This window comes from Paenibacillus tyrphae, assembly GCF_000722545.1.
Taxonomy (GTDB): Bacteria; Bacillota; Bacilli; order Paenibacillales; family NBRC-103111; genus Paenibacillus_G; species Paenibacillus_G tyrfis.
In genome coordinates, this window is sequence record NZ_JNVM01000011.1 from 19,229 (window position 1) to 46,084 (window position 26,856).

Consider the following 26,856-nt stretch of genomic DNA (forward strand, 5'->3'; position numbering starts at 1 on the left):
ATTTTCTCTTGCCGCCGATGCCCGCGTTAACAATATCTTTAGACCGGGTTAAACTTGCTCTAACATACAAGAGGTATGCTGTAACCGAACAAGTAAATAAATCCGATAGGTTGGAGTCACATGGAGAAACCTTAATTAGATTTTTTCCCGAAGCTGCAGGGTTGAAAAAGTCTATTTAAGGTTTTTTTGTGTCGGAAAGGCGGGCTGAGGGTATGCAGGATCTCGATTTTTTGGAAAGGCTGCGTCAAAGCCGGATGATTGCATCGGTTAAGGAGCATAAGACGCTGGAGAAGGCTGCGAAGGCTCAGGTCGGCGCGGTGGTGCTTTCGATCGGCAACATCGGCAATATTAAAAGCTTTGTAGACTTGTACAAAAAGAACAGGATTCCCGTATTTCTTCACGTTGAACGGCTCGGGGGACTAAGTCAGGATAGCGAAGGGATGGCTTTTCTGGCCACCTGCGTCAAGCCTGACGGCATTGTGACGACGAGGAATCAGCTGATCAAGCTCGCCAAGAAGGAGGGCTTGCTTACGATTCAGCGGGTGTTTTTATTCGATAGCGATTCGGTCAAATCGGGTCTCAAATCGGTGCAGGAAACCCAGCCGAATGCAATTGAGATCATGCCTGCGCTGCTGCCGGAATATATTCGCGTGTACCGGCAGGAGACGAATATCCCGATTATTGCGGGCGGCTTGATCCAAACCCGGGAGCAAATCAAGGAGGCGCTGCAAAGCGGGGCGGTAGCCGTGTCGATGGGGACGCATGAATTATGGAGGGAACCCATCGGAGAAGTGCTGCCGGACGGCGGCCCGGGAGGGGAGGAATCTCGATGAATCCGGACGCTTCTTACGCTTCCAAGCCAACGTATAAAGAAGCCGCCCGCAAGCAGACCGGCAGCAAAATCGGCCGGATGCTGAAGCCCTATTTGTTTATTTTGCCCTGCATCGTATTGGTGCTTCTCTTCAATTATTACCCTTTTGTCAAAACGATGGTTTTGGGTTTTACGCTGGTGGACATGCTCGGCAATCCAGTGGAATTTGTGGGATTGGAAAACTTCGTCGAAGCCTTCCAGGATGAGCGGCTGCTCCGGGCATTGCTGAATACGCTGCAATTCACCATTCTAACGGTACCCGCTACGCTGTTAATCACGCTGATTTTAGCGCTGCTGGCGGAGAAGGCTAGGAAAGGCAGCCGCATCTACCAAGTGATGTTCGCCTTGCCGATGGCCGTCTCCATGTCGTCGGCGGTCATGATCTTCCAACTGCTCATGAACCCGACAATCGGGATGTTCAACTATATTACCGGACTGGGCTTGAACTGGTTCGGCGATGAAAAATATGCGCTCACGGGAATTGCGATCATCTCGGTGTGGATGAGCATCGGGTTCAGCTTCTTGTTTTTGCTGGCTGCCCTTAGGAACGTTCCGCAGGAGCTGCTGGAATCGGCTGAAATGGAAGGAAGCAGCTACATACAGAAGCTCATTCGAATCAAGCTGCCGCTTATCTCGCCGACGTTGTTTTTTCTGCTGTGCACCGATTTGATCGGCTCCTTGCTGGTGTTCGGTCCCGTATCGATTCTGACCAAAGGCGGGCCGCTGGGCGCTACGGAGACGATGGTGTACTGGATGTACACGGAAGCTTTCGAGAAGGGCAAGTACGGCTACGGAAGCGCCATTGCCGTCATCATTTTCTTCATCGTCATGATCTTTACGCTGATCACCTTCGCGTACGAGAAGAAAGGGGTGCATTACACATGATGGCAGCGAAGCGGCTGTACGACTGGGGAGTGATCGCGATCTCCATGCTGGCGGGCCTGGTCGTCATTTTCCCGCTCATTTATTGCATCGGAGTCAGCCTGATGAGTCCTTCCGATCTCGGCTCTTATCCGCCCAGGCTGTTTCCCAGCACGTTATTTTTGGATAATTACAAAACGGTTTTCTCCTCGACGCCAATTTTCACGTTTATGTGGAACTCGTTCCTGATCGCGGTTATCGGCACCATCGGGCGGTTGATTACGAGCAGTTTGGCGGCGTACGCCTTCGCGTTTATGGAGTTCCGGTGGAAGAAAGGATGGTTCCTGCTGATCCTCGGGACAATGATGATCCCGGGGGACATGCTCATCATTACCAACTATATTACGGTCGCCCAGATGGGGCTGATCAATACGTACGGCGGCGTCATGATCGTCATGCTTGTGGCTGCGGTGTTCATGTTTATGCTGCGGCAGCACTTTATGACCGTGCCAAGGGATTACAGAGATGCGGCGTTTGTGGACGGCTGCGGCGATTTGCGGTTTTTTGCGCAAATTTTGCTGCCGATGTCCGTGCCTGTCTTATCTTCGATTACGATCACATCGTTTATCGGTCTTTGGAATACATACCTGTGGCCGCTGCTGGTGACGAACTCGGAACAAATGAGAACCGTGCAGGTCGGCATTACGATGCTGCAATTCCCCGAAGGGATGGTGTACGGACCGATTATGGCCGGCGTGACCGTGATCCTCATTCCGTCCGTCCTGGTCTTCATCTTCTTCCAAAAGCAGCTTGTCTTCGGCGTGACGTCGGGCGGCTTAAAAGGATAAGGATGCCCTACTGCACCCGACCGTGATCCTATTTTATCCCGATTCGCAATCTAGCCTACTACTCAAGGAGGATAACCAAATGAAAAAGCCCATGATCACCCTAGTCAGCGTATTGACAGCTCTTAACGTATTGACCGCATGCGGAGGCGGCACGAATCCGAGCGCCAAGGCGACACCTGACAGCGGCGCTGCACCGTCGACGGCGAGTACAGGGCCCGTGAACCTGACCTTTTGGCACGCGATGGGCGGCGCCAACGAAGAGGTCGTCAAGAAAGTGGCGCAGACCTTCAATGATACGGTCGGCAAGGAGAAAGGCATCGTCATTACGCCTGTCTTTCAAGGCAGCTACGGCGATTTGATGAAAAAAGTAAGAGCTGCGGTACAGGCCAAGGATGTCAAAAACTTGCCGGATATCGTGCAGTCTCCTGCTTCGGAAACGGCTTATATGAAGGATATCCCTTACGTTGTTCCGGCGCAGACGTTGGCCGACCAAGATTCTTCTTTTCGCATAGCGGATCTGGAGCCGAACGTTGTCGCCTCCTTCAGCTACAATGGCAAGCTCATCGGTGTGCCGTTTGCCAACTCTACCATTCTGCTGTACTATAATAAAAATTTGTTTAAGGAAGCGGGCTTGAATCCCGAACAGCCTCCGGCGACCATCGACGAGCTGGGGCAGTTTGCCGCCAAGCTGACGAAGAAGAACGGTACGCAAGCAAGCCAGTGGGGCTTTTCCGGAACGCCGGAATTGTACCATCTATCCAGCTGGATCGGCATGCAGGGCGGCTATATCGGGAATAACAAAAACGGCCGCACCAATACGATGACCGCCGTGGAGTTCGACTCGAACGGGACGATGAAGAAATTGATGACGGAGTGGAAAAAAGCGGTCGGATACGGCGGAATCCAGACGGGAGCGGACACGAATCAGAACGAAGAGTTCGCGGCAGGCAAGCTCGCCATGTTCATGAATTCGACGGCCGGGCTCAAAGGCGTGCTGAATGCCGTCGGCGGGAAATTTGAAGTCGGAACGGCGTTCCTTCCGAAAGTGGATGCCGGTGATAAGGGCGGCGTTGCTGTCGGAGGCTCCGCATTATACACGATGGACCGCGGCGACAAAGCCAAGATTGATGCGGCCCGAGAATACATGAAATACAGTACGTCTGCGGAAACCCAGTTCGTATGGCACTCCGGGACGGGCTATTTTCCGGTCAATTTGAAGACGTACGACCTCCCGGATATGAAAGCGCATCTGGACAAAAATCCGCTGTTTAAGACGGCCATCAACCAACTGCACGCTTCCTCGCCGGATACACAAGAGCCGATGAATGCGGTATCCAGCGAAATCAGTACCGCGATGAAAGAAGAAATTTTGGCCTACGTCACCGACAAGAAGGACATCGACAAGGCCATCACCAGCATGGCTACCCGGATCAACAAGGCATTGGCGGATTATAACCGGGCGAATGGGAAGAATTAAGGATTAGCACCAAAGAGCTTTGAAGCCGGACGGAATGCCGGTGCAAAGCTCTTTTTTATTCAGTCTGAGAAAATGGCTTGCCAAGTTGGAACAAAGTGGAATATAATATAGGAACATAAGTTCGTTATTTGCGATTCGAGGTGAAACGATTGACCCCTATACTGCTAACCAAATCGCAAGCCAGAAGGTTTTTGTTACATTATCACGGACTGCACGGCGATTTTCAATTTGCCGGTCCGGAGGGAATCGTTCCTTATATCCGTCGCGTAGGATGCATCCAGTTTGACCCTCTCAATGTGGTTGGGATGAATCCGGAGCTCGTGCTTCAGAGCCGGATCAAGGATTTCGATCGCAGCATGCTTCGGGACCTGTTATATAACGAACGTAAGCTGATTGATCACTGGGATAAAAACATGGCCATCTTCCCCGTAGAGGATTGGCCCTATTTCTCGAAATTTCGAAAAAAATATCAGGCTTGGTGCGCCGCCCGACAAAGTACGGTGGATAAAATATACGAAGACATCAAGAAACGGGGAGCTCTCTGCTCCGGAGATCTTCATTTTGACGAAAAAATCGACTGGGGATGGGGACCGACCAGACTAGCCCGGGCCGCGTTGGAAGGGATGAATTATGCGGGACTTCTTGTGATCCATCATAAGGTCAATACCCGCAAATATTATGATTTGGCGGAGAGACATATTGCCGAAGAAATCTATTGCGAACAGGAACCGTTCCAGTCTGACGAGCAGTACTATGATTGGAATGTGCTTCGCCGTATCGGAAGTATAGGCATGCTGTGGAACCGGCCCAGCGACGGCTGGCTTGGCGTTAGCGGAATGAAGAGCCTGCAGCGAAACGAAGCTTTTAAGAGACTGTTGAGCGGGAACAGAATCGTTGAAATTCATGTGGAAGATCTGGAGCATCCTCTGTATATCCGAAGTACGGACTTGGAACTTCTGAACAAAGCTTTATCGGAAAGTCCGGCGAAGGAACGCTCTAGTATTCTTGCTCCTCTGGATAATATGCTATGGGATCGCAATCTGATCCAAGCGTTATTTGATTTCGAATACCGGTGGGAAGTTTATAAGCCGGCCGAGGAACGGAAATTCGGATACTATGTGCTGCCAGTCCTTTATGGCGATCGAATCGTAGCCCGATTCGAGCCTCAGCAGCATAAAAACGGCGCCCCGTTGACCATAAAAAATTGGTGGTGGGAAGATCCCATTTCCGTAACGACTTCGATGAAAGAGAGTGTGCTCGATTGTCTTGAACAGTTTGCCGCGTATCTTGGAACGTCTTTTCATAAAAACGACGCAGCGCATATTTTCCGTAAAAGAAAATAAAAAAATTGCGGTCTAATTGACCGCAATTCTTGTCTTAAAGGTATCGAGACGACAGGATTTGAACCTGCGACCTCTTGGTCCCGAACCAAGCGCTCTACCAAGCTGAGCCACGTCTCGTCGGTGTGCCTAAGCACGAAGCTTTTTTATTCTATCATTGTCCTAAGAAAATGTAAAGAGGACGGCCTCTTTTTTTGCCGCCACAAATTGTGGCAGTGTGATGTAGAAGCCGGCGTCTACTCTTTTCCCCGCAGCTTGCGGAAAAACTGCGTCAGCATCGTTCCGCATTCCTGCTGCATAACCCCGCCGATCACATCGACCCGATGATTGAACCGGTCTTCTTGAAGCAGGTTCATCAGCGTGCCTGCGCAGCCGGCCTTGGGGTCCGGGGTACCGAAGACGACTTGACTGATTCGGGCTTGCACGATCGCACCCGCGCACATCGGACAAGGCTCCAATGTAACATAGAGCCGGCAGTTCAGCAGACGCCAGGCATCCAGATGCTCGCTCGCCTGCTTAATCGCGATCAGCTCGGCATGCGCCAGCGGGTCCCGTGTCGTTTCGCGGACATTATGGCCGCGGCCGATGATCTCGTTGCCGAGTACGACGACCGCCCCGATCGGCACTTCGCGTATCGCTTCCGCCTTTTGCGCTTCTTCGATCGCGGCTTTCATAAAAGGCAAATGTTCTTCCCATAATGCTGCTGACAAGCTGGACACCTCGATTATCATATGTGCATGCACAGTGCGTTCTCGAACAAATATTCGTTGTTAACACGCTGTGGATAAGATTGTGGATAAAAAGCACTATTTTCAATTCATTTTAGATAAAACGAGTCAAAATAGCAAGAAATAAAACGAATTTTGTAGTTATCCACAAGTTGTTGAAGATGTGAATAGCAAAGTTATCCCCATTGTGAATTATTAATAAAAAATGAAATTATGGCGATACCATTGAACGACGATAGGGGGGATCGGTATACTAAATAAAGTATCGATTAGGTAAATTGTCCTATAATTGATTGATTTGACATATACGATAATGATAATAAAGTATTGCAACTATTCGTTCATGGCAAACCTGCCGAAAGGCAGCGACGCAAAGCTTAGGGTCTAAGGTCTACAGACGGACTACGACAGCCTGGCCGCCGAAAAAACGCGGAATCAGCCGGCTGTTTCTTTCGTTACGGGGGAGACGGCCTTTTTGCGCCAAGGACATCACTTAAAACCAAGGATGGTGACGTAGCGGATGAACACACCGGCTGTTTCCCGCAAGCATTTTGACAATTCCAAAGAAAAATACCGCAGCTCCGGCACGGTTATGATGAACAGCCGAATCGTAGTGGAGAAGGAGAAATTCGTGTCCACCGGGATCTTGACGTACGTCGAAGGGGATATTCTCGAAATCGAAATGTCGGAGTACAAAGCGTTCGAACTGGGCGATGCGGTCAAGCTGACGATTTATTCGCCAGGCGGCTTTTACCCGTTCGAGTCGACGGTCGTTGCCAAGGATCAGGGCGCGGTTATGGTCATCATTCCGCCCCAGCATCTAAGCCGATTCGCGGAAAAGCGCGAACATCCCCGGGTCGAGGTGAATCAAAAGGGCGCTCTCGTATCGTACCGCAACGAGGACGGTTCCTGGCAGGTGCCGGAGGGGCAGATTCCGCTTACCGTTAAAAACATCAGTCTCAGCGGGATCGGTTTCATCATAGAAGAGCCCGTCGAGCTGGACCGGGACGCGCTGGTGCAGCTGCATCTCGACCTTGGCTTCTCTATGCACTGCCGTGCGGAAATTATACGGACGGAGCCGGTGGAGTTCGGCTGCTATTACGGGGCCCATTTCGACGAGCTGGCCGCAGATAAGGCCAATTCGCTGCGCGCATTTATCCTGAAAAAACAGGTGGAGACGCATTTTGCGCTGAAGCGGGAAGAGTAAAAAAAGGCGCAGCCTTCATCGGCAAACGCGCCGGACTGGTTGGCAACTTGAAGCATATCTTAAAGATAAAAGCTTCGAGGTGGTGAACAGCATGGCGTTTACGATGAAATACGAGATCGTTTCCCGGTATTTGACGGGGCCGAGCCAACGCCGCCCGGTTCTTGCTCTGGACCCGTGCCGCTTCATGGTGGCGCACGATACGGGTAATCCCGGTGCGACGGCTGTATCCAACGTAGCGTATTACGAACGGACCCGAAACGACATGTCGGCTTCGGCGCATTTATTTGTGGACGACCGGGAGATTATCGAGTGCATCCCGTTTTTGACGGGGGCTCCGGAGAAGGCGTATCACGTTGTGTATAACGTAACGACGGACAACGACCGTTACGGTGCGGATGCCAACGATGCAGCCGGTGCGGTCGAGCTTTGTTACGGCGGAAGTATCAATCTGGCAGAAGCGTATAAACGATACGTTTGGGTATTGGCGTATGCCTGCTACCGATATGGCTTGAACCCGGAGACGGATATTGCCGGCCACTACATGCTTGATCCGACACGGCGCACGGACCCCAAGGAGCCGCTAAGACTGCTTGGCAAGACGTTTGACGATTTTCTGCAGGACGTGGCGGACGAGTATGCTTCCAGCGTTACGCCGGACCCGCCGGATGCTCTTCTTAGCGTGGAGGATGCGAATAACTTGATCCGTTTTTTGTCTGCGGCGTATTTGGCGATTGATGATACGGAAGGCCAGGCGGAATTTCACCGGCTGGCGAACGAGCTTAGAAAGGCTTCCGGCCAACCGGAAGAGTAGGCTGCAAACGAGAGAACGGAGCGAGTGTACGAATAGAGCCGGCCTTGCGGAACGCGAAGCCGGTATTTTTTGCTGTGCGGGCATGAGGTGACACAAAGGCCGGTTTTGTAGTATAATTTTAAGTTAGGAATTTGCTTAGAAATACACTGAAGGAGTTGTCCTTTTCATGGCATTGAAAGCAGGGATCGTCGGACTGCCGAACGTTGGCAAATCTACGTTGTTTAACGCGATTACGCAAGCCGGAGCGGAGTCGGCGAACTACCCGTTTTGTACTATAGATCCGAACGTCGGTGTCGTCGAGGTGCCGGACGAGCGTCTTGACCGGTTGGCCGAGATCGTGAATCCGAACCGCATCGTCCCGACGGCATTCGAATTCGTCGATATTGCGGGCCTGGTCAAAGGCGCCAGCAAAGGCGAAGGACTGGGCAATAAATTTTTGGCACACATCCGCGAGGTGGATGCGATCGTACACGTCGTGCGCTGCTTCCAGGATGAGAACATCACGCACGTTTCCGGCACGGTCGATCCGATCAGCGACATCGAGACGATTAACCTCGAACTGATTTTGGCGGACGTGGATTCCGTCGATAAGCGCATTGATCGCTCCCGCAAAAACATGAAGGGCGGCGACAAAAAATACGCGCAAGAGGTCGAAACGCTCGAACGGATCAAAGAAGCGCTCTATAACGATAAACCGGCGCGCAGCGTGGAACTCAGCGATGAAGAGAAGCTGCTGATCCGCGATTTGCATCTGCTGACGATGAAGCCGGTGCTGTACGCGGCCAACGTGAGCGAATCGGAAGTTGCTGACGCCGAGGGCAATCCGTACGTGCAGAAGGTGCGCGAATACGCGGCGCAGGAAGGCGCGGAAGTTGTACCGATCAGCGCGAAGGTCGAATCGGAGATCGCGGAGCTGGAAGGCGAAGACAAGGCGATGTTCCTTGAGGAGCTGGGGCTGCAGGAATCCGGCTTGAACCGGCTGATTAAAGCGGCTTACAAGCTGCTTGGCTTGTACACGTATTTTACGGCCGGCGTACAGGAAGTGCGCGCATGGACGATCCGCATGGGTACGAAAGCCCCGCAAGCGGCGGCGGTGATTCATACGGACTTCGAGCGCGGGTTTATCCGGGCGGAAGTCGTTGGCTACGAAGATTTGGTTGGGTCCGGCTCGATGAATGCGGCGAAGGAAAAAGGACAGCTGCGTCTGGAAGGCAAAGAATATGTCGTTCAGGACGGCGACGTCATGCACTTCCGTTTCAACGTATAGCGAGGCTGGGCTGAGGGACTTGGGGGACCGTCTCTTGCTTCGGCCGCGCGATTCGCGGTGAAACGGAGAGAGGGGCAGCAGTCGGGAGACGGCTGTGGGCTCCACGGGAGCCGCAAAGGAACCGGAACGGGCAAACTTACGAAAAACGGAACAAAAGAAAGGGTGAATGACGATGCTGGACCGGCTTCAAGCATTGGCCGACCGTTATGAAAAGTTGAGTGAGCTGCTGTGCGACCCGGATGTTGCGGGGGACGCGAAAAAGCTGCGGGAATATTCTAAAGAGCAGTCCGATCTGCAAGAGACGTATGACGCTTATATGGAGTATAAAAGCGTCTCCGAGCAATACGAAGCGGCGCGGGCGATGCAGAACGAAAAGCTTGACGACGAAATGAAGGAGCTCGTTAAAATGGAGCTTGACGAGCTGTCGGAGCGCAAAACGGAGCTTGAGGAGCGCATTAAGGTTCTCATGATGCCGAAGGACCCGAACGACGACAAGAACGTCATCGTGGAAATCCGCGGCGCGGCCGGCGGGGACGAGGCGGCTCTGTTTGCGGCCGACCTGTACCGGATGTACTCCAAGTTTGCTGATGCGCAGGGCTGGCGTACGGAAGTGATGGACATCAACATGAACGATCTCGGCGGCTTCAAAGAGATTATTTTCATGGTGAACGGCAAGGGTGCTTACAGCAAGCTGAAGTTCGAGAGCGGGGCGCACCGCGTGCAGCGCATTCCGACGACGGAGTCGGGCGGGCGCATTCATACGTCGACGTCGACCGTTGCGGTTATGCCAGAGATGGAAGATTTTGACATCGAAATCAATGATTCGGACATCCGTGTCGACACGTTTTGTTCGAGCGGTGCAGGCGGACAGTCCGTCAATACGACGAAATCGGCCGTTCGGGTAACGCACATCCCTACCGGGATCGTGGCGACCTGTCAGGACGGCAAGTCGCAGAACTCGAACAAAGAGAAGGCGCTGCAGGTGCTGCGTGCGCGCATTTACGACAAGATGCAGCAGGAAGAGATGGAGAAGTATGGCGCCGAACGGAAGAGCAAGGTCGGTACAGGCGACCGCTCAGAGCGGATTCGCACGTACAACTTCCCGCAAAGCCGGGTGACCGATCACCGCATCGGCCTGACGCTGCACCGGTTGGATGCTGTGCTGAACGGCGATATGGACGAGATCGTTTCAGCGCTGACGATCGCCTCTCAAACCGAGCAGATGGAAAAAGGAGAATACGCCGGTGCGTAACGAACGGCGGATAACGATACGTGAAGCCTATGCCGAGGCTTCTTCTTTTTTGCGGCAGCGCGGGGTGCGGGAGCCGGAGGCCAACGCCGGCCGGCTGCTGGAGCACCTGCTGGGCGAGAGCCGCAGCGGGCTTCTGCTGCGCTGGCCGGAGCCGTTCCCGCGAGAGCGGGAGGTGGACTGGCAGCGGCTGCTCGAGCGTAAGGCGAGCGGCGAGCCGGTGCAGTATATCATCGGGGAGCAGGAGTTCTACGGGCTCCCCTTTACGGTGACGCCGGCGGTGCTCATCCCGCGGCCGGAGACGGAGCTGCTGGTCGAGCAGGTGGTCCGGCTCGGGCAGCAGCTCTTCGGCGGGGCCGCGGGCGGGCCGGGCGCCGGGGTTGGGGCTTCGCCGACGGTCGCAGACGTCGGCACAGGCAGCGGCGCGATCGCGGTGAGCCTCGCGGTGCAGTGCCCTTCATGGCGCGTGACGGCGTCGGACATCGCGCCGGACGCGCTGGCGGTGGCGCGAGCGAACGCCGAGCGCAACGGGGTAGCCGAGCGGGTCGCCTTCGTGGAAGGGGACCTGCTCGGCCCATGGATCGAGCGCGGCGAGCGGCTCGATCTGGTGGTATCTAATCCGCCGTACATTCCGGAGGCGGATGAGGCGGGGCTGCAGCCCGAGGTGCGGCTGTTCGAGCCGCGGACGGCATTGTACGGCGGAGCTGACGGGCTGGAGCCGTACCGCCGCCTGACGGCGCAGCTGGGCGAGCTGCCGGCGATGCCCGCGCTGGTCGGCTTCGAGGTCGGCCAAGGGCAGGCGGACGAGGTGCGCCGTTTATTGGAGCGGGCGGCCGATTGGGACGAGGTGCAGATTGTACCGGATTTGGCCGGGATCGACCGGCATGTGATCGCTTATCGAAGCAAGAATCACGCTTGAAGACAGGCAGGTTAGGCCTGCACCCGCCTTACAAGCACAGCATGCAGAACTTTATTTTTCGCCCGAGTATAAACTCTCTCAAACCCGAGCATACTGACAACTAGAAATGCTAGAGTTCGAGAGGGGCTGTTCGGAGATGGTCAAACGGTTTGCGTGGAAACGATATGCGTACTTGGCATTTGCGCTTATGGTGATGCTGGCCTGCTGGGAAACGAACCGTTCCAATGCGATGCTGGCTACGGCGGAACGCGAAATGGAAACGGGAAGCTCGATTCCGAAGGAAGCGATCCGTCTGCGCATTCTGGCCAACTCCGACGCTCCGGCCGATCAATGGGTAAAGCGCGAGGTGCGTGACGCCGTCATGGAGCAGATGAAAAGCTGGGTGACCGAGCCTCAAGGCATCGAAGCGGCCCGCCGAACCTTGCGTAGTCATCTGCCCGAGCTCGATAAGCTTGTCGGCGAAACGCTGCGCAAGAACGGCTTTGACTATACGTATCGTGTGGAACTGGGCATGGTCCCGTTCCCGGTTAAAGTATATAACAACGAAGTGTATCCCGCAGGAGATTACGAAGCGCTGCGCATCGCCATCGGCGCCGCCGAAGGGCAGAACTGGTGGTGCGTGCTGTTCCCGCCTCTATGCTTTGCAGACACAGGTGTCGTGAAAAAGAACAACACGGCGTATGCTGCCGCCGCGGAAGAGTCTGCGGAAAATGGCGGATCGGCGCAAAGCGAACATGCTCCGGCTTCGAAACAGGGTGCTGCCGAAACCGGAAAGAAAAGTAAGCCGGAGAGTAAAAGCGGAAACGCCGGAGGCGACGCCAAGGTCCGGAACGGAAAAGCGGCGGACAGCGACAAAGTTTCCGTTCCATCGAAAGCTCAACCCGAGGCCCCGGCGGAAGCCCCGCAGCCGGAAGTGCGCTTCCTCTTATGGGACCTCATGAACAAAGTCGGCTCGTGGTTTGCCTGATGCGGCGGCCCGTCCGGGCCGGTCTGTCAGGAAAGGAAGATAACGAACATGACGACGGAAACAAAGGTGTGGAAAGTGAGCGCGGAAGCCCCTTCTAGAGAAGCATTAATTGAAGCGGCCGCGCTGCTGCGGGACGGACAAACGGTCGCGTTTCCGACCGAGACGGTGTATGGCCTCGGGGCGGACGCCCGGAACACGGAGGCCGTTGCGGACATTTTCGCAGCCAAGGGCAGGCCGTCGGATAACCCGCTGATCGTTCATATCGCGGACAGGTCTCAGCTGGAGGAGCTCGTCGCTCCGCCGGAGGAGGCCGTTTTGCGTTTACTGGACGCCTTCTGGCCAGGACCACTGACCGTCGTGCTGCCGGTAAAGTCGGGCGCACTGTCCCCGCTCGTCACGGCGGGACTTTCCACGGTCGGGCTGCGCATGCCGGGCCATCCTGTCGCGCTCGCGCTGATCGCAGCCTCCGGCTGTCCGATCGCCGCTCCGAGCGCGAACCGTTCCGGCCGGCCGAGCCCGACAACCGCCGCGCACGTGTTGGGCGATCTTGCGGGCCGCATTGCGGGAATCGTCGACGGAGGAGAGGCCGGGGTCGGCCTGGAGTCGACCGTGGTGGAATTTGCGGGCGATGCGCTTTATATTTTGCGGCCCGGTGGGGTGACGGCGGGTCAGCTTCGCGAAGCGCTGCCGGGCATTCCCGTGATCGAGCCGCAGGCGGAGCACCGCGAGCCCGACGCTCCGCGCGCACCGGGTATGAAATATGCGCATTACGCGCCACGGGGGACGATGGTGCTTGTGCAGGGCGAATCGGACGAGCTGGTGCATGCCTGCATGCAGCGCGAGCTGGACGAAGCCCGTGCGCGGGGCGAGCGCACCGGCGTATTGACCTACGCGGAGCACGCGGACCGCTTCCGCGCGGACTATGTCGTGCCGTGCGGCCGCATGGACGCCCTGGAAACGGTCGCCCATGGGCTATACGCGGCACTGCGCGAGTTCGACGAAGCCGGGATCGGCTTCATCGCGGCCGAAGCTTGCCCCGAAGAAGGCCTCGGGGCCGCCATTATGAACCGGCTGCGCAAAGCTGCCGGGGGCCGCATTTTAACGGTGTAATCATTTCTCCAGCTTAGTTCTTCTGGCCCGTGTACCCTACAAAGAGATTCGCTCACCTTCTACGCATTCCTCCGCTCATGGCATATTATGGCATTCATGATTACCCTCTTGTCCGCATATGTTGGTTAAGAAGAGGACAGGGGGTAGGGGAAGCATGGATCTAGCATCGCCGCTGCTATGGGGACAATTCATTTCCATCGGGCTTATGGCGCTGGCCCTTGGGTTGGATGCGTTGTCACTGGGGCTCGGGATCGGCATGAGGGGCATCCGCAAGCTCGATATTGCCAAAATTAGCATCGTAACCGCCCTGTTCCATATCTTGATGCCGCTGGCGGGAATGTGGACGGGCGGCTATATCAGCGCGCTGATCGGCAAAGTCGCCACGATCTGCGGAGGCGTCCTGTTGCTGCTGCTCGGAGCGCATATGGTTTACAGCTCCTTACGTGCGGAAGCGTCCCCGACGTACGATCACCGATCTTTTTGGGGTCTCATGCTGTTTTCGCTAAGCGTCAGTATCGATTCGTTCTCGGTTGGCGTTTCGCTCGGCATGTTCGCAGGGGATGTCCTCATGACCGTTCTCATGTTCGGCGCGGCAGGCGGACTCATGTCGGTCGTCGGGCTGGTGCTCGGCCGAAGGGTTGGTGAATGGGTCGGAGAGTATGGCGAAGCGCTGGGCGGCGTCATCCTGCTTGCGTTCGGCATTCGATTTTTGTTGTGACCGATCCGCATCTTCCCTAGGGCGATTTAGAGGTAAATCCGATGGTTTTGAGGTAATATATAGGGGAGAACCATTTTAGATATGAAAGAGGGGAGAAAGCGATGAACCGGATCTTGTTCGTTTGTACCGGCAATACTTGCCGCAGTCCGATGGCGGAAGGATTGATGCGAAAAATACTGGCGGACGAGGGGCTGGCGGGGATCGAGGTGCGATCCGCCGGGGTAGCCGCCCATGACGGGACTCCGATCTCCGAGCACGCAGCGACCGTGTTAAAATCAAACGGCGGCACAGGGCCTCAGCGTTCCTCTGCTCTTTCGCAATTGACGGTCGAGTGGGCGGATTTGATCCTGACGATGACCTCCGCGCACAAAAGATATACGATTCAACGGTTTCCGGACGCCGTGGATAAGATTCATACCTTGAGGGAATACGTAGAAGCCGATTCGGCAGCCGCGGCGAAAATCGCCGAAGTCGAAAGACTGATGACCGATATCCAGCTGAAACAAGCGTTGGCGAAGCCGGTGACGGACGAAGAGCGGTCCCGTATTGTAATGTTGCAGAGGGAACTGCCCACTCCGGACATCGCCGATCCGTTCGGCGGCTCGCTGCAGCAGTACGAGAGCTGTGCAGTCGAAATTCACGCCTGTCTAATTAAACTCGCGGCTAAGCTGAAAGAAGCTAATTGAAGCTTCTTGCGTTACCGCGCAAGCGGTAAGATAGGCTTTACACCGGATGCAGAATCGGATATGATGGACGTATACATGAAGGAATCCCGGTGTAACTGGCGACGAGTGGGGGCAACCACAGTGGAGCATCGGGACATACGGCCGGTCGCCTGGGCAAAGAGCATCGCAAGCGGACACGCATGCGTCATGCTCTTTTTTCGTTTTTGTCGCGGTTTTAGGTTATAATGAAATCGACATTAGCGAGGAGGCGAATTCACGAAAATGAAAATTGCAATGGGTGCGGATCATGCGGGGTACCGGCTGAAGGACGAGCTGAAGCCTTTGATCGAATCATTGGGACACGAGGTTCAAGATTATGGCTGCAGTGGCGCCGATTCCGTCGATTATCCGGATTATGCGCTGGCTGTGTGCGAGAAAGTGGCGACGGGTGATGCGGACAAAGGCATTCTCATCTGCGGGACAGGCATCGGCATGACCATCGCGGCCAACAAAGTGCCGGGTATCCGCTGCGCGCTCGTGCACGATTTGTTTTCCGCCAAAGCGACGCGGGAGCACAACGATTCGAACGTGCTCGCGTTGGGCGAGCGGGTCATCGGCCCGGGGGTTGCGCAGGAAATCGTTAAGATCTGGCTCGAAACCGAATTTTCGGAAGGCGAACGCCACCGGAATCGGGTGAACAAGGTCAAGGCGCTCGAAGACAAGTACGCCGTACATCCTTAAATTTGCCGCACGGCAGGAAAAGAGGGTGCAATCGATGACCGAACAGCCGAACGTTAACAACGGGAAGAAAGCGGATTCGCTAGTCTCCGCCGTTCGTACGCAAGTCGAAACGATCGTCCGGGAGCTCGTTCAGGCCGGGAAAATCGAGCCGGGCCAGCTCATCGTGATCGGGACGAGCACGAGCGAAGTGCTTGGCCGCCATATCGGCACCGGGGGCAGCGAAGCGGTCGCCAGGGAGATCTATGAAGCGGTGGAAGCCGTGAGGGTAGAAACCGGTTTCTTTCCGGTGTATCAATGCTGCGAGCATTTGAACCGGGCGCTTGTGATGGAGCGGGAAGCGATGCGGCGGTACGGCTTGGAGCAGGTAAGCGTCATCCCGGTACCGAAAGCCGGCGGCTCCATGGCCTCTTATGCCTACCGGAAGCTGGCTGACGCCGTCGTCGTAGAGACCGTGGCGGCACATGCCGGCATCGATATCGGAGGCACGTTGATCGGGATGCACTTGAAGCGCGTAGCCGTACCGGTCCGGCCGTCGATCCGGCAGATCGGCGAGGCGCCCGTGCTGATGGCGGTTACCCGTCCGAAGCTGATCGGCGGAGCCCGCGCCGTTTATACGGCAGAGCCGCCTCGTGGAGAAGAAAGCTGCGATGAACAGTCATAATAACCATAAATTATTTTAACTATGAGGAGGACTTATTCATTATGGAACAATTGCGCAAACAGGACCCGAAAATCGTTGAGGCGATGAACTTGGAGCTCGGCCGTCAACGCGACAAAATCGAGCTGATCGCTTCCGAAAACTTTGTCAGCCAAGCCGTGCTTGAAGCGATGGGTACGGTGCTGACCAACAAATACGCCGAAGGCTATCCGCACAAACGCTACTATGGCGGCTGCGAATACGTCGATATCGTAGAGGATATCGCCCGCGACCGCGCGAAAGAATTGTTCGGCGCCGAGCATGCGAATGTACAGCCGCACTCCGGTGCGCAAGCGAACCTGGCCGTCTATCTTGCGGCGGTGAAGCCTGGCGATACGATTCTCGGCATGAACTTGTCCCACGGCGGTCACTTGACGCACGGCAGCCCGGTGAATGCGTCCGGCATTCTGTACAATTTCGTCGAGTACGGCGTATCCGAGAAAGATGCCCGCATCGATTACGACGATGTCCGCAAAGCGGCGTTCAAGCATAGACCTCGCCTGATCGTAGCCGGCGCAAGCGCGTACTCGCGTACGATCGACTTTGAAGCGCTCGGCAAAATCGCCGAAGACGTCGGCGCGCTCTTCATGGTGGACATGGCGCATATCGCAGGTCTGGTCGCAGCCGGTCTGCATCCGAATCCGGTACCGTATGCGCACTTCGTCACGACAACGACGCACAAAACGCTTCGTGGTCCGCGCGGCGGGTTGATTTTGTGCCGCAAGCCTTGGGCGGCGGCGATCGATAAAGCGGTCTTCCCGGGCACGCAAGGCGGTCCGCTGATGCACATCATCGCAGCGAAAGCCGTAGCGTTCGGCGAAGCGCTCCAGCCGGAGTTCAAGACGTACGCGCAAAACGTCATCAACAACGCCAAAGCATTGGCCGAAGCTTTGTCGGCCGAAGGCATCAACATCGTGTCCGGCGGTACGGACAACCACTTGATGCTCATCGACCTGCGCAGCTTGAACATTACCGGTAAAGAAGCCGAGCATCTGCTCGATGAAATCGGCGTCACCGTCAACAAAAACGCGATCCCGTACGATCCGACCAGCCCGTTCGTGACAAGCGGCATCCGTCTGGGCACACCGGCGGCAACGTCCCGCGGCATGAACGAAGAAGCGATGAAAACGATCGCGAAGATCATCGCTCTTACCCTGAAAAATCCGTCCGACGCGGCGGTCCATGACAAGGTGCGCGGGATGGTCAAAGACTTGACGGCACAGTTCCCGCTTTATTCGGGGCTTCAATACTAATTCGCTTTTGGCAAAAGAATCGGTCCTTCCTTTCGAAGGGACCGGTTCTTTTGTGTTGTGCTCGGAGCCGGGCTAACAACAGGCCTGCTGCCCTTACCGCGTGCCGATTTTATTTGTTCCACGTGGATCATTTTTGTCGAAGCTGCATATTTTTCACGCGATTTGGGATTACTTCTTATAGTTGTGGTATAATAGACGAGGTTTGGCTTCATAGCGTTAGTAGGGGGAGCAAGGCATGGGAAAAGTATTTGTTTGCGATCATCCGCTGATCCAACATAAGTTAACGTACATACGGGACGAAAATACGACAACGAAAGATTTTCGCGAGCTTGTCGACGAGGTGGCCACGCTGATGGCCTATGAAATCACAAGAGATATTCCGCTGGAGAAGGTGGAGGTGCGCACGCCCGTCACGACGGCGGAAGGCCGGGTAATTTCCGGGCGGATGCTCGGGCTTATTCCGATTCTGAGAGCGGGGCTCGGCATGGTGGACGGCGTTCTGAAGCTCGTCCCGGCGGCTAAAGTGGGTCACATCGGATTGTACCGGGACCCGGAAACGCTGGAACCGGTTGAATACTACGCCAAGCTACCGACGGACGTTACGGAGCGCGAGCTGATCGTGATCGATCCGATGCTGGCCACGGGAGGCTCGGCGAATGCGGCGATTGAGGCGCTCAAGAAGCGCAGCTGCACCCAGATCAAGCTGATGTGTCTGATCGCCGCTCCCGAAGGTGTACAAGCCGTACAGCAGGCCCATCCGGACGTCGATATTTACGTAGCGGCCATCGACGATTATTTGGACGACCACGGCTATATCGTGCCGGGGCTCGGAGACGCGGGCGATCGGTTATTCGGAACGAAATAAAGTCTTCGGGAAGGGGAAACCGCAAAGCATGAAAAAAACTAAAGTCATTACGATTTTCGGGACAAGACCGGAAGCGATCAAGATGGCTCCGCTAGTGAAAGAGCTGGAGAAGCACCCGGAGCAGATCGAGTCGCTCGTATGCGTGACGGCGCAGCATCGCCAGATGCTTGATCAAGTGCTCGAAATTTTCAAAATCAAGCCCGATTACGATCTGGACGTCATGAAGGACCGCCAGACGCTGAACGAAATCACCATTCGCGTGCTGCAGGGACTCGATCCCGTGTTCAAGGAAGAGAAGCCGGACATCATTCTCGTTCACGGCGATACGCTGACGACGTTCCTAGCTAGCTATGCGGCTTTCTTGCAGCAGATTCAAGTGGGGCACGTGGAAGCCGGATTGCGCACATGGAACAAGCTTTCGCCGTATCCGGAAGAGATGAACCGCCAGCTTACGGGTGTGCTGGCCGACATGCATTTTGCGCCGACGAATTGGTCTGCCGGCAACCTGCGCAAAGAAAATAAGCCCGAGAACGCGATCTATGTCACTGGCAACAGCGTGACGGATGTGTTTCAATATACGGTACAGGAGCAGTTCACCCATCCGGTGTTGGACTGGGCCAAGGGCAAGCGCCTCGTGCTGATGACCGCTCACCGCCGGGAGTCGCAGGGCGAACCGCATCGGCAAATTTTCCGCGCCGTGCGCAGGCTGGTTGACGAGTTTGAAGATATTGTCATCGTGTATCCGGTGCATCCGAGTCCGGCCGTTAAGGAACCTGCACACGAGATGCTCGGTGGGCACGACCGGATCAAACTGGTCGAGCCGTTCGACGTGCTGGAATTCCACAATTTTTATCGGCACGCGCATCTGATTCTGACCGATTCGGGCGGGATGCAGGAGGAAGCTCCTTCGTTCGGCGTGCCGGTGCTCGTGCTGCGCGAAACGACCGAGCGGCCGGAAGGCATTGACGCCGGGACGCTCGAGCTGGTGGGGACGGACGAGCAGCATGTGTATGAGCGGGCAAAAACGCTGCTCAGCGATGAGGCGCTGTATGAGAAAATGAGCCGCTCAGCCAATCCATACGGTGACGGAAAGGCGTCCGAACGGATCGTTCAGGCCATCCTTTACCATTTTGGACATACGCCGGACAGGCCGGAACCGTTCCAACCGTGACAATATATTGACAAACGCTACAGCGTACAGTTGCACTGTTTGGTTTGAGGGCCAAAAAAACCTTGATATATCAACGTTTTTGTGAGTTTTGTCATAGAAATTTTGCCAAGTTGCACAATTGACAAAATTGACTTTGCTTCGATAAAATATACTAGGATTGTAGGGTGGCATTCCATGAATGAAAAGGATCCGTACAATCAGCCTTGGCGCGCGGCCGCACTGGTCAGCGCTTTGGGTATCGACATTGTCGTATGCACAACGGTTGGGTATTTCATAGGGAGCTTGGCCGACAAACATTGGGGTGGCGGTACAAAGACTTGGTTGGTCGTCGGGGTATTGATTGGTTTTGCAATCGGTATCTTTACGGTCATACTGGTACTAAAACGGTTTCTGGAGGACAAACGGGAATAAATGAAGAACCAGTTAAAGTCTGTTGTTCGTGTTACGCTGTATTTTTTGTCTGCTCTGCTGCTGGTATGGGCCTTCTTGCCGGCTTACCGGACATACGTGTGCGGATTGATGCTCGGTCTGACGGTTAGCCTGATCAACGCCTGGCTTTTGGCCATGAAAATTGAATCGGTTTCCCGGAACGCAAACGAATACATGGGCAAGCGAGTCAATTTGGGAACGGTCTCCAGGATGTGCATGGCGCTAATCGCGGTGATGATCGCCGTGAAGCTGCCGCAATTCAACCTTGTTTTTACCATTATTGGATTATTCTTTGTCCAATTGGTAACACTCCTGATGGGTATATTTTTTAGAAGCAATCAATCGTAGTGCATGGAAAGGAGGGAAATGTTAAAATGCATAAATTTCCGGTATGGCAGCTCGGTGGATTGAACATCGATATCTCCACGTTTTTGGCGATTATCATCACTTGCATCATCGTGTTCACTCTGGCCAGGTTGTCCGTAAGAAACCTGTCCGTCACCAATCCTTCCAAAATGCAAAATTTTCTGGAATGGGTTGTCGAGTTCGTACATGGCATCGTTGCCAGCACCATGCCTTTAAACAGAGTGAAGCCTTATGTTTCGCTAGGTATGACCTTGATTATGTTTATTTTCGTAGCCAACCTGTTGGGTCTTCCCTTCGGTATCGTGACAACGCATGACCAACCGCTATCGCTGTTCGGCTATACGATCGTTTCCGAAGAGATGATCAAAACCGCCCACGGCGGTCACGGAGTCGAGGTCGCTTGGTGGAAATCGCCGACGGCCGACGTTTCCGTAACCTTTGGCTTGGCTGTCATCGTATTCGTACTGACGCATTATTTGGGACTTAAGCAGAATACGAAGCATTATTTGAAGCATTATTTCGAACCGTTTTGGTTCTTCTTCCCTCTGAATGTGATGAAGGAGCTTTCCAAGCCTCTAACGCTCGGTCTGCGTTTGTACGCGAACATTTTTGCGGGTGAGGTGCTAATCGCCACAATTCTTATGGCGGGCATTTTTGGAACTCCGCTGCTTGCAGCATGGCAAGGCTTCAGTCTTTTCGTCGGCGGCATTCAGGCGTTCTTGTTCACCATTCTTACCATGGTTTATATCTCGCAAGCTACCGTGCATGAGGAGCATTAATTTAGATACTCGCCTTCGTGTCGGTCTGCGAATTTAAGGAAATCAAACAAAAAAAATTAGTTATCAGTTGAGGAGGATTTTAACAATGGGATTTTTGGCAGCAGCTTTAGCAATCGGTTTGGGCGCACTTGGCGCAGGTATCGGTAACGGTTTGATCGTCAGCAAAACAGTCGAAGGTATCGCTCGTCAGCCTGAGCTCCGCGGTACACTGCAAACGACCATGTTTATCGGTGTTGGTATCGTCGAGGTTGTTCCGATCATCGGTGTCGTACTCGGATTCCTGATCTTCTTCGGTGCTTAATTGAATGAAATCGGTTTGGCGCGGAAGGCAAGAGCCATCCACGCCTTCGTTTTGCCTGAAATGACTGAAAGGAGTGGCATAGATGGGTGGTATGGGTTGGCACTGGGAATCTTTTGTATTCGCAATAATAGCCTTTCTGATCCTGTATTGGCTATTGAATAAATACGCTTTCGGACCTTTGATGGGAATCATGGAAGCGCGCAAGCGCATGCTTGCCGAGCAAATCGAATCTACGGACAAAAATCGCCGTGAAGCGGAGCAACTTCTGGCCGAACAAAAGCAAGCGATGCAGGATGTTCGCAAGGAAGCTCACGAGATTATCGAGCAAGCCCGCAAATTAGGCGGCAAACAAGGCGAAGAAATCGTGGAGCAAGCGAAATCGGAGGCAGCTCGTTTGAAAAACGAAGCGCTTCAGGATATCGAGAGCGAGAAAAACAAAGCGATTGCGGCCGTTCGAGGTCAAGTCAGCGCTTTGTCCGTCATGATCGCTTCCAAAATTATCGAGAAGCAAGTTGACGAGAAGTCCCAGGAAGAGTTGGTTGAACACTACTTGAAAGAAGTAGGGGGCAACCGATGAGCCAGGATCTGATCGCAGCCAAAAGGTACGCCAAGGCATTATTCGATGTTGCTAGGGATTCCGACCGGGTTGCTCAATTCGAGCAAGAGCTCGGAAAGGTCATTGCGGTCTTAAACGAGAATCCGGACCTGTTCAAGCTCATCAAGCATCCGGGCATCGAGGCTGATGTAAAGATCGGGTTGATCAAGCAAATCTTCGATGCGGACGTATCCGAAGTCGTTATTAACACGCTAAAGCTGCTCATCCAGCGCCGCCGGGAAGAGACTTTGGAAGCTTTCGCGAAAGCTTACAGCAAAATCGCCAGCGATGCGCTCGGTCAAGCAAGCGCCACCGTATACACGCCGGTGGAACTCAGCGAAGCGGAGCTCGGCACGATAGCCGAAACGTTCGGCAAATTAACCGGCAAACAAATCCGTGTGGAATCGGTTCTCGATAAAGGATTGCTCGGCGGCATTCAAGTCCGCATCGGCGACCGTCTGTACGACGGAAGCTTGGCGGGCAAGCTCGAGCGTCTGCACAAAACGTTGAATCAATCTCAAGCACTGTAGATAGGGGTGAGGGAATTTGAGTATCAGACCGGAAGAAATCAGCACGCTGATTAAGCAGCAGATTGAACAATATAAATCCGAGATTCAAGTGGTTGACGTAGGTACGGTTATTCAGGTCGGTGACGGTATCGCCCGTGCTCACGGCTTGGAGAACGTCATGGCAGGCGAACTGCTCGAGTTTCCCAACGGCGTATTGGGACATGCGTTTAACCTTGATGAAAGCAACGTAGGTATTGTTATTTTGGGACCTTACACCGACATCCGCGAAGGCGACCAAGTGAAACGTACTGGCCGCATCATGGAAGTTCCCGTAGGCGAGGAACTGCTGGGCCGCGTCGTGAATCCGCTCGGTCAACCGGTTGACGGCAAAGGTCCGATCAACACGACGAATTTCCGTGCAATCGAGTCTCCGGCTCCGGGCGTTATGGCCCGTAAATCGGTTCATGAACCGATGCAAACCGGGATTAAAGCAATCGACGCGATGATCCCTGTCGGCCGCGGTCAGCGCGAGCTTATCATCGGCGACCGTCAAACGGGTAAAACCGCCATCGCGATCGATACGATCATCAACCAAAAAGGTAACGGCGTAAAATGTATTTACGTTGCTATCGGACAAAAGCAATCCACGGTTGTCGGCGTAGTAGAGCAGCTGCGTAAAGCAGGTGCGCTCGAATACACGATCGTGGTTACCGCTTCGGCTTCCGAGCCGTCCCCGATGCTGTGGCTTGCTCCTTACGCAGGCTGCGCGATGGGCGAGTACTTCATGTACAAAGGCGAGCACGTCCTGATCGTTTATGACGACTTGTCCAAACAAGCGGCCGCGTACCGCGAGCTGTCCTTGCTGCTTCGCCGTCCTCCGGGCCGGGAAGCTTATCCGGGCGACGTCTTCTATCTGCATTCCCGTTTGCTGGAGCGCGCTGCAAAATTGAACGACGAGCTGGGTGGAGGTTCGATCACCGCGCTGCCGTTTATCGAAACGCAAGCAGGCGACGTATCCGCATATATCCCAACCAACGTAATCTCGATTACGGACGGACAGATCTTCTTGGAGTCCGACTTGTTCTACTCCGGCCAACGTCCGGCGGTTAACGTCGGTATCTCGGTATCCCGGGTAGGCGGCTCCGCACAAACGAAAGCGATGAAAAAAGTTGCCGGCACGCTCCGCGTCGACTTGGCTCAATACCGCGAGCTTGCCGCATTCGCACAGTTCGGTTCCGACCTGGATAAAGCGACGCAAAGCCGTTTGAACCGCGGTGAGCGCACGCTTGAAATTTTGAAGCAAGGCGTTAACCAGCCGATGGGTCTGGACCGTCAAGTGGCTTCCCTCTTTACGGTTGTCAGAGGACATCTGGACGATATTCCGGTAAAAGACGTGCTTCGTTTCGAATTCGAATTCCTGGCATACTTGGACTCCAGCCGTCCGGAAATTCTCCAAAGCATCCGCGACACGAAAGACTTAACCGCGGACAACGAGAAAGCATTGACGGACGCGATCGCACAGTTCAAAAGAAGTTTCTCGGTTTCCGAATAATATATAATTAACCCGGGAATCTGGTGAAGAAACCCGGTGCTCTACGATAAGCCTGAAACAAGCGTTTCGATGAAGGTTCTTCCTTGCGGAAGCTTCTGGCCGTTCAGGGCCTGCGGAAGCAAGCGGAGAAGCCTCGAAAGAGAGGTGAGCAGGTATGGCAAAAGGGATGCGCGAGATTAAGCGCGCGATCAGATCCAAGCAAAACATGAAACAAATAACCAAAGCCATGGAAATGGTTTCGGCTTCCAAGCTTAGAAGAGCCCAAATAGCGGCGGAATCCGCCCGTCCTTACGCGGATAAGCTGAAGGAAGTGGTCGGCAGCATCGCTGCGGGAACGAAGGGTGTGAAGCACCCGATGCTCGAAACCCGCGAGGTGAAGAAGACCGGTTATTTGGTCATCACGTCCGACCGCGGTCTGGCCGGCGGTTACAACGCGAACGTGTTGCGGAAGGTGATGGCGGAAATTCGGGAAAAGCACAACTCTCCTGCCGAATATTCGATCTTCGTGATCGGACGCAAAGGCAGAGACTTTTTCAAGAAGCAGAACGTTCCGCTTCTGGAGGAAGTCACCGGGCTTTCCGATTCGCCGACGTTCGCGGATATTAAGTCGATTGCCGCTGCGGCGGTAGCTAATTTCGAAAACGGGTCGTATGACCAATTATTTTTGGTCTACAACCAGTTTAAAAATGCGATGACCCAAATCCCGACCATCAAACGCCTTCTCCCGATGGAAGACGTATCTGTCGAAACAACAGCAGCCTACGAGTATGAGCCGTCTGCCGAAGGCGTATTGGAAGTGCTCCTTCCCAAGTATGCCGAGACGCTCATATACAGTGCGGTACTGGACGGAAAGGCCAGCGAGTTCGGTGCAAGAATGACGGCAATGAGCAGCGCGACGAAGAACGCGACGAAGATGATCAACGAATTGACGTTGTCCTACAACCGCGCGCGTCAGGCTGCAATTACCCAGGAAATTTCCGAGATCGTCGCCGGTGCGAACGCTCACGCCTAGATCGAATTAGGGTATGTTAATGGCTTTGCCTCCGGCAAGGCTCGGATAAATGCTTACGATGCAGTTTTGCCTACGGCAAAACTTAAGCGAATGCTTACGAAGACAGTTTTGCCATAGGCAAAACTTTGAGGAGGGAAAACATGAGCAAAGGGCGCGTTGTGAATATCACAGGGCCGGTCGTTGACATTGAGTTTGAACGTGGACACCTCCCTGAGATTTTGAATGCCATTAAGATTGAAAAGAAAGCCGAAAAACAAGGCGAGCACGACATCAGCCTGACGGTTGAAGCTGCGGTACACCTCGGCGACAACCTGGTTCGTTGTGTCGCTATGTCTTCCACGGACGGTTTGGTACGCGGTGTTGAAGCCGTCGATACCGGAGCTCCGATTTCCGTACCAGTAGGACCGGCTACGCTGGGCCGCGTATTTAACGTGCTTGGCGATCCGATCGACGGAACGACAGAAGTCGACCGTACCAACGTCAGCCCGATTCATAAAGCCGCTCCTGCGTTCGACAACTTGTCGACGAAGGCGGAAATCCTTGAAACGGGAATTAAAGTTATCGACTTGATGGCTCCTTATGCGAAGGGCGGTAAGATCGGTCTCTTCGGCGGTGCGGGCGTAGGTAAAACCGTTACGATGCAGGAGCTTATCCACAACATCGCTCAAGAGCACGGCGGTATCTCCGTATTCGCGGGCGTAGGCGAAAGAACGCGTGAAGGTAACGACCTTTACCACGAGATGAAAGACTCCGGCGTTATCTCGAAAACCGCGATGGTTTTCGGACAGATGAACGAACCGCCGGGTGCGCGTCTTCGCGTGGCATTGTCCGGTTTGACGATGGCGGAATATTTCCGTGACGAAGAAGGCCGCGACGTGCTTCTGTTTATCGACAACATCTTCCGCTTTACCCAAGCGGGTTCCGAGGTTTCCGCATTGCTCGGCCGTATGCCTTCCGCGGTAGGTTACCAGCCGACGCTGGCTACCGAGATGGGTCAGCTGCAAGAGCGGATCACTTCGACGAAAAAAGGTTCCGTTACTTCCATCCAAGCGATCTACGTTCCGGCGGACGACTACACCGACCCGGCTCCGGCAACGGCATTTGCTCACTTGGACGCAACGACGAACCTTGAGCGCAGCATCGCTGCCGCCGGTATTTTCCCTGCGGTAGACCCGCTCGCTTCGTCTTCCCGGATTTTGACGCCGGAAATTCTCGGCGAAGAGCACTACAATACCGCTCAAGGCGTGAAGCGGATTCTTCAGCGCTATAAAGAGCTGCTCGATATTATCGCGATCTTGGGTATGGACGAGTTGTCCGACGAGGACAAATTGGTCGTACACCGCGCTCGCCGTCTCCGTTTGTTCCTGTCCCAGCCGCTTCACGTGGCTGAGGCGTTCAACGGGATCCCTGGCTTGTACGTACCGGTTAAAGAAACCGTCCGCAGCTTCAAAGAAATCCTCGAAGGCAAGCACGACAACCTTCCGGAGCCTGCGTTCCACAACGTGGGTACGATTGAAGACGCGATCGAAAAAGCAAAAACGCTGTAAT

The 26,856-nt window shown here is 54.5% G+C and carries 29 protein-coding genes, 1 tRNA gene and 2 riboswitches; of the genes, 28 read left to right on the forward strand and 2 right to left on the reverse strand.

The window, feature by feature from the left end; translation table 11 throughout:
- Positions 1-212 precede the first annotated feature (212 nt).
- From ET33_RS14825 to ET33_RS14845, 5 genes are all read left to right on the forward strand, one after another.
- Positions 213-833, forward strand: coding sequence for a glycerol-3-phosphate responsive antiterminator (locus ET33_RS14825; RefSeq protein ID WP_036682742.1), 621 nt, complete (start codon positions 213-215; stop codon positions 831-833).
- Positions 830-1,756 (forward strand): carbohydrate ABC transporter permease, encoded by a 927-nt coding sequence (locus ET33_RS14830; protein WP_051775351.1) that lies wholly within the window; start codon positions 830-832, stop codon positions 1,754-1,756. Before ET33_RS14825 ends, ET33_RS14830 begins: the two co-directional genes overlap by 4 nt.
- Positions 1,753-2,580: a carbohydrate ABC transporter permease gene (locus tag ET33_RS14835; protein WP_051775352.1), complete on the forward strand. Its 828-nt coding sequence runs from the start codon at positions 1,753-1,755 to the stop codon at positions 2,578-2,580. The genes ET33_RS14830 and ET33_RS14835 overlap by 4 nt, the downstream gene beginning before the upstream one ends.
- 79 nt (positions 2,581-2,659) lie before the next feature.
- Positions 2,660-4,057 carry an ABC transporter substrate-binding protein gene (locus tag ET33_RS14840; protein ID WP_036682748.1) on the forward strand — a complete coding sequence of 466 codons (1,398 nt, stop codon included), beginning with the start codon at positions 2,660-2,662 and terminating at the stop codon, positions 4,055-4,057.
- A 191-nt stretch (positions 4,058-4,248) separates the two neighbouring features.
- Positions 4,249-5,400 (forward strand): winged helix-turn-helix domain-containing protein, encoded by a 1,152-nt coding sequence (locus ET33_RS14845; protein WP_235206721.1) that lies wholly within the window; start codon positions 4,249-4,251, stop codon positions 5,398-5,400.
- Positions 5,401-5,443: 43 nt separating this feature from the next.
- Here ET33_RS14845 and ET33_RS14850 read toward each other — a convergent pair.
- Both ET33_RS14850 and tadA read right to left on the reverse strand, forming a co-directional pair.
- Positions 5,444-5,517: transfer RNA gene (locus ET33_RS14850), tRNA-Pro, on the reverse strand.
- A 116-nt stretch (positions 5,518-5,633) separates the two neighbouring features.
- Positions 5,634-6,107 carry a tRNA adenosine(34) deaminase TadA gene (gene tadA, locus ET33_RS14855; RefSeq protein ID WP_268808320.1) on the reverse strand — a complete coding sequence of 158 codons (474 nt, stop codon included), beginning with the start codon at positions 6,105-6,107 and terminating at the stop codon, positions 5,634-5,636.
- 353 nt (positions 6,108-6,460) lie between these two features.
- Positions 6,461-6,549: riboswitch (cyclic di-GMP riboswitch) on the forward strand.
- A gap of 96 nt (positions 6,550-6,645) precedes the next feature.
- Here tadA and ET33_RS14860 point away from each other — a divergent pair.
- From ET33_RS14860 to atpD, 23 genes are all read left to right on the forward strand, one after another.
- Complete coding sequence (locus tag ET33_RS14860) at positions 6,646-7,332, forward strand: flagellar brake protein (protein ID WP_036682758.1); 687 nt, start codon at positions 6,646-6,648, stop codon at positions 7,330-7,332.
- Positions 7,333-7,423: 91 nt separating this feature from the next.
- On the forward strand, positions 7,424-8,143 hold the full coding sequence (locus ET33_RS14865) for a peptidoglycan recognition protein family protein (RefSeq protein ID WP_036682761.1): 720 nt from the start codon (positions 7,424-7,426) through the stop codon (positions 8,141-8,143).
- 166 nt (positions 8,144-8,309) lie between these two features.
- Positions 8,310-9,410 (forward strand): redox-regulated ATPase YchF, encoded by a 1,101-nt coding sequence (gene ychF, locus ET33_RS14870; protein ID WP_036682764.1) that lies wholly within the window; start codon positions 8,310-8,312, stop codon positions 9,408-9,410.
- 172 nt (positions 9,411-9,582) lie between these two features.
- Positions 9,583-10,662, forward strand: coding sequence for a peptide chain release factor 1 (gene prfA, locus ET33_RS14875; RefSeq protein ID WP_036683139.1), 1,080 nt, complete (start codon positions 9,583-9,585; stop codon positions 10,660-10,662).
- A complete protein-coding gene (gene prmC / locus ET33_RS14880) occupies positions 10,655-11,578 on the forward strand; it encodes a peptide chain release factor N(5)-glutamine methyltransferase (protein ID WP_036682769.1) in 924 nt (307 codons plus the stop codon). Before prfA ends, prmC begins: the two co-directional genes overlap by 8 nt.
- Before the next feature lie 136 nt (positions 11,579-11,714).
- Positions 11,715-12,545, forward strand: coding sequence for a stage II sporulation protein R (gene spoIIR / locus ET33_RS14885; protein WP_036682772.1), 831 nt, complete (start codon positions 11,715-11,717; stop codon positions 12,543-12,545).
- Positions 12,546-12,593: 48 nt separating this feature from the next.
- Positions 12,594-13,655, forward strand: coding sequence for an L-threonylcarbamoyladenylate synthase (locus ET33_RS14890; protein ID WP_036682774.1), 1,062 nt, complete (start codon positions 12,594-12,596; stop codon positions 13,653-13,655).
- A 154-nt stretch (positions 13,656-13,809) separates the two neighbouring features.
- Positions 13,810-14,373: a manganese efflux pump MntP gene (locus ET33_RS14895; RefSeq protein ID WP_036682776.1), complete on the forward strand. Its 564-nt coding sequence runs from the start codon at positions 13,810-13,812 to the stop codon at positions 14,371-14,373.
- Between the two features lie 101 nt (positions 14,374-14,474).
- Positions 14,475-15,059 carry a low molecular weight protein arginine phosphatase gene (locus ET33_RS14900; protein WP_036682778.1) on the forward strand — a complete coding sequence of 195 codons (585 nt, stop codon included), beginning with the start codon at positions 14,475-14,477 and terminating at the stop codon, positions 15,057-15,059.
- Positions 15,060-15,140: 81 nt separating this feature from the next.
- A riboswitch (ZMP/ZTP riboswitch) is annotated at positions 15,141-15,221 on the forward strand.
- Positions 15,222-15,320: 99 nt separating this feature from the next.
- Entirely contained in the window at positions 15,321-15,779 is a 459-nt protein-coding gene (gene rpiB, locus ET33_RS14905; RefSeq protein ID WP_036682780.1) for a ribose 5-phosphate isomerase B, read from the forward strand.
- Positions 15,780-15,813: 34 nt separating this feature from the next.
- On the forward strand, positions 15,814-16,440 hold the full coding sequence (locus tag ET33_RS14910; RefSeq protein ID WP_036682782.1) for a TIGR01440 family protein: 627 nt from the start codon (positions 15,814-15,816) through the stop codon (positions 16,438-16,440).
- A 41-nt stretch (positions 16,441-16,481) separates the two neighbouring features.
- On the forward strand, positions 16,482-17,729 hold the full coding sequence (gene glyA / locus ET33_RS14915; RefSeq protein WP_036682785.1) for a serine hydroxymethyltransferase: 1,248 nt from the start codon (positions 16,482-16,484) through the stop codon (positions 17,727-17,729).
- A 235-nt stretch (positions 17,730-17,964) separates the two neighbouring features.
- Complete coding sequence (gene upp / locus ET33_RS14920) at positions 17,965-18,594, forward strand: uracil phosphoribosyltransferase (protein ID WP_036682788.1); 630 nt, start codon at positions 17,965-17,967, stop codon at positions 18,592-18,594.
- Between the two features lie 28 nt (positions 18,595-18,622).
- A complete protein-coding gene (wecB, locus tag ET33_RS14925; protein ID WP_036682791.1) occupies positions 18,623-19,765 on the forward strand; it encodes a non-hydrolyzing UDP-N-acetylglucosamine 2-epimerase in 1,143 nt (380 codons plus the stop codon).
- A gap of 174 nt (positions 19,766-19,939) precedes the next feature.
- Entirely contained in the window at positions 19,940-20,176 is a 237-nt protein-coding gene (locus ET33_RS14930) for an AtpZ/AtpI family protein (protein WP_036682794.1), read from the forward strand.
- Positions 20,177-20,542: an ATP synthase subunit I gene (locus ET33_RS14935; protein WP_036682796.1), complete on the forward strand. Its 366-nt coding sequence runs from the start codon at positions 20,177-20,179 to the stop codon at positions 20,540-20,542.
- A 26-nt stretch (positions 20,543-20,568) separates the two neighbouring features.
- Positions 20,569-21,339 (forward strand): F0F1 ATP synthase subunit A, encoded by a 771-nt coding sequence (atpB, locus tag ET33_RS14940; RefSeq protein WP_036682797.1) that lies wholly within the window; start codon positions 20,569-20,571, stop codon positions 21,337-21,339.
- An 85-nt stretch (positions 21,340-21,424) separates the two neighbouring features.
- On the forward strand, positions 21,425-21,640 hold the full coding sequence (gene atpE, locus ET33_RS14945) for a F0F1 ATP synthase subunit C (protein WP_010500439.1): 216 nt from the start codon (positions 21,425-21,427) through the stop codon (positions 21,638-21,640).
- A gap of 91 nt (positions 21,641-21,731) precedes the next feature.
- A complete protein-coding gene (gene atpF / locus ET33_RS14950) occupies positions 21,732-22,217 on the forward strand; it encodes a F0F1 ATP synthase subunit B (RefSeq protein ID WP_036683143.1) in 486 nt (161 codons plus the stop codon).
- On the forward strand, positions 22,214-22,765 hold the full coding sequence (locus ET33_RS14955; protein ID WP_036682798.1) for a F0F1 ATP synthase subunit delta: 552 nt from the start codon (positions 22,214-22,216) through the stop codon (positions 22,763-22,765). The genes atpF and ET33_RS14955 overlap by 4 nt, the downstream gene beginning before the upstream one ends.
- A gap of 16 nt (positions 22,766-22,781) precedes the next feature.
- On the forward strand, positions 22,782-24,296 hold the full coding sequence (gene atpA / locus ET33_RS14960; protein ID WP_036682799.1) for a F0F1 ATP synthase subunit alpha: 1,515 nt from the start codon (positions 22,782-22,784) through the stop codon (positions 24,294-24,296).
- Between the two features lie 154 nt (positions 24,297-24,450).
- On the forward strand, positions 24,451-25,308 hold the full coding sequence (gene atpG, locus ET33_RS14965; protein WP_036682800.1) for an ATP synthase F1 subunit gamma: 858 nt from the start codon (positions 24,451-24,453) through the stop codon (positions 25,306-25,308).
- 140 nt (positions 25,309-25,448) lie between these two features.
- The gene (gene atpD / locus ET33_RS14970) at positions 25,449-26,855 is read left to right on the forward strand and encodes a F0F1 ATP synthase subunit beta (protein WP_036682801.1); all 1,407 of its coding nucleotides are present in this window, start codon (positions 25,449-25,451) and stop codon (positions 26,853-26,855) included.
- The last annotated feature ends 1 nt before the right edge of the window (position 26,856 follow it).

Bases quoted from the DNA above. Each gene is read 5' to 3' on its own strand.
- ET33_RS14825 (WP_036682742.1), top strand. From the start codon at position 213: ATGCAGGATCTCGATTTTTTGGAAAGGCTGCGTCAAAGCCGGATGATT.
- ET33_RS14830 (WP_051775351.1), top strand. From the start codon at position 830: ATGAATCCGGACGCTTCTTACGCTTCCAAGCCAACGTATAAAGAAGCC.
- ET33_RS14835 (WP_051775352.1), top strand. From the start codon at position 1,753: ATGATGGCAGCGAAGCGGCTGTACGACTGGGGAGTGATCGCGATCTCC.
- ET33_RS14840 (WP_036682748.1), top strand. From the start codon at position 2,660: ATGAAAAAGCCCATGATCACCCTAGTCAGCGTATTGACAGCTCTTAAC.
- ET33_RS14860 (WP_036682758.1), top strand. From the start codon at position 6,646: ATGAACACACCGGCTGTTTCCCGCAAGCATTTTGACAATTCCAAAGAA.
- ET33_RS14865 (WP_036682761.1), top strand. From the start codon at position 7,424: ATGGCGTTTACGATGAAATACGAGATCGTTTCCCGGTATTTGACGGGG.
- ychF (WP_036682764.1), top strand. From the start codon at position 8,310: ATGGCATTGAAAGCAGGGATCGTCGGACTGCCGAACGTTGGCAAATCT.
- prfA (WP_036683139.1), top strand. From the start codon at position 9,583: ATGCTGGACCGGCTTCAAGCATTGGCCGACCGTTATGAAAAGTTGAGT.
- spoIIR (WP_036682772.1), top strand. From the start codon at position 11,715: ATGGTCAAACGGTTTGCGTGGAAACGATATGCGTACTTGGCATTTGCG.
- ET33_RS14890 (WP_036682774.1), top strand. From the start codon at position 12,594: ATGACGACGGAAACAAAGGTGTGGAAAGTGAGCGCGGAAGCCCCTTCT.
- ET33_RS14895 (WP_036682776.1), top strand. From the start codon at position 13,810: ATGGATCTAGCATCGCCGCTGCTATGGGGACAATTCATTTCCATCGGG.
- ET33_RS14900 (WP_036682778.1), top strand. From the start codon at position 14,475: ATGAACCGGATCTTGTTCGTTTGTACCGGCAATACTTGCCGCAGTCCG.
- rpiB (WP_036682780.1), top strand. From the start codon at position 15,321: ATGAAAATTGCAATGGGTGCGGATCATGCGGGGTACCGGCTGAAGGAC.
- ET33_RS14910 (WP_036682782.1), top strand. From the start codon at position 15,814: ATGACCGAACAGCCGAACGTTAACAACGGGAAGAAAGCGGATTCGCTA.
- glyA (WP_036682785.1), top strand. From the start codon at position 16,482: ATGGAACAATTGCGCAAACAGGACCCGAAAATCGTTGAGGCGATGAAC.
- upp (WP_036682788.1), top strand. From the start codon at position 17,965: ATGGGAAAAGTATTTGTTTGCGATCATCCGCTGATCCAACATAAGTTA.
- wecB (WP_036682791.1), top strand. From the start codon at position 18,623: ATGAAAAAAACTAAAGTCATTACGATTTTCGGGACAAGACCGGAAGCG.
- ET33_RS14930 (WP_036682794.1), top strand. From the start codon at position 19,940: ATGAATGAAAAGGATCCGTACAATCAGCCTTGGCGCGCGGCCGCACTG.
- ET33_RS14935 (WP_036682796.1), top strand. From the start codon at position 20,177: ATGAAGAACCAGTTAAAGTCTGTTGTTCGTGTTACGCTGTATTTTTTG.
- atpB (WP_036682797.1), top strand. From the start codon at position 20,569: ATGCATAAATTTCCGGTATGGCAGCTCGGTGGATTGAACATCGATATC.
- atpE (WP_010500439.1), top strand. From the start codon at position 21,425: ATGGGATTTTTGGCAGCAGCTTTAGCAATCGGTTTGGGCGCACTTGGC.
- atpF (WP_036683143.1), top strand. From the start codon at position 21,732: ATGGGTTGGCACTGGGAATCTTTTGTATTCGCAATAATAGCCTTTCTG.
- ET33_RS14955 (WP_036682798.1), top strand. From the start codon at position 22,214: ATGAGCCAGGATCTGATCGCAGCCAAAAGGTACGCCAAGGCATTATTC.
- atpG (WP_036682800.1), top strand. From the start codon at position 24,451: ATGGCAAAAGGGATGCGCGAGATTAAGCGCGCGATCAGATCCAAGCAA.
- atpD (WP_036682801.1), top strand. From the start codon at position 25,449: ATGAGCAAAGGGCGCGTTGTGAATATCACAGGGCCGGTCGTTGACATT.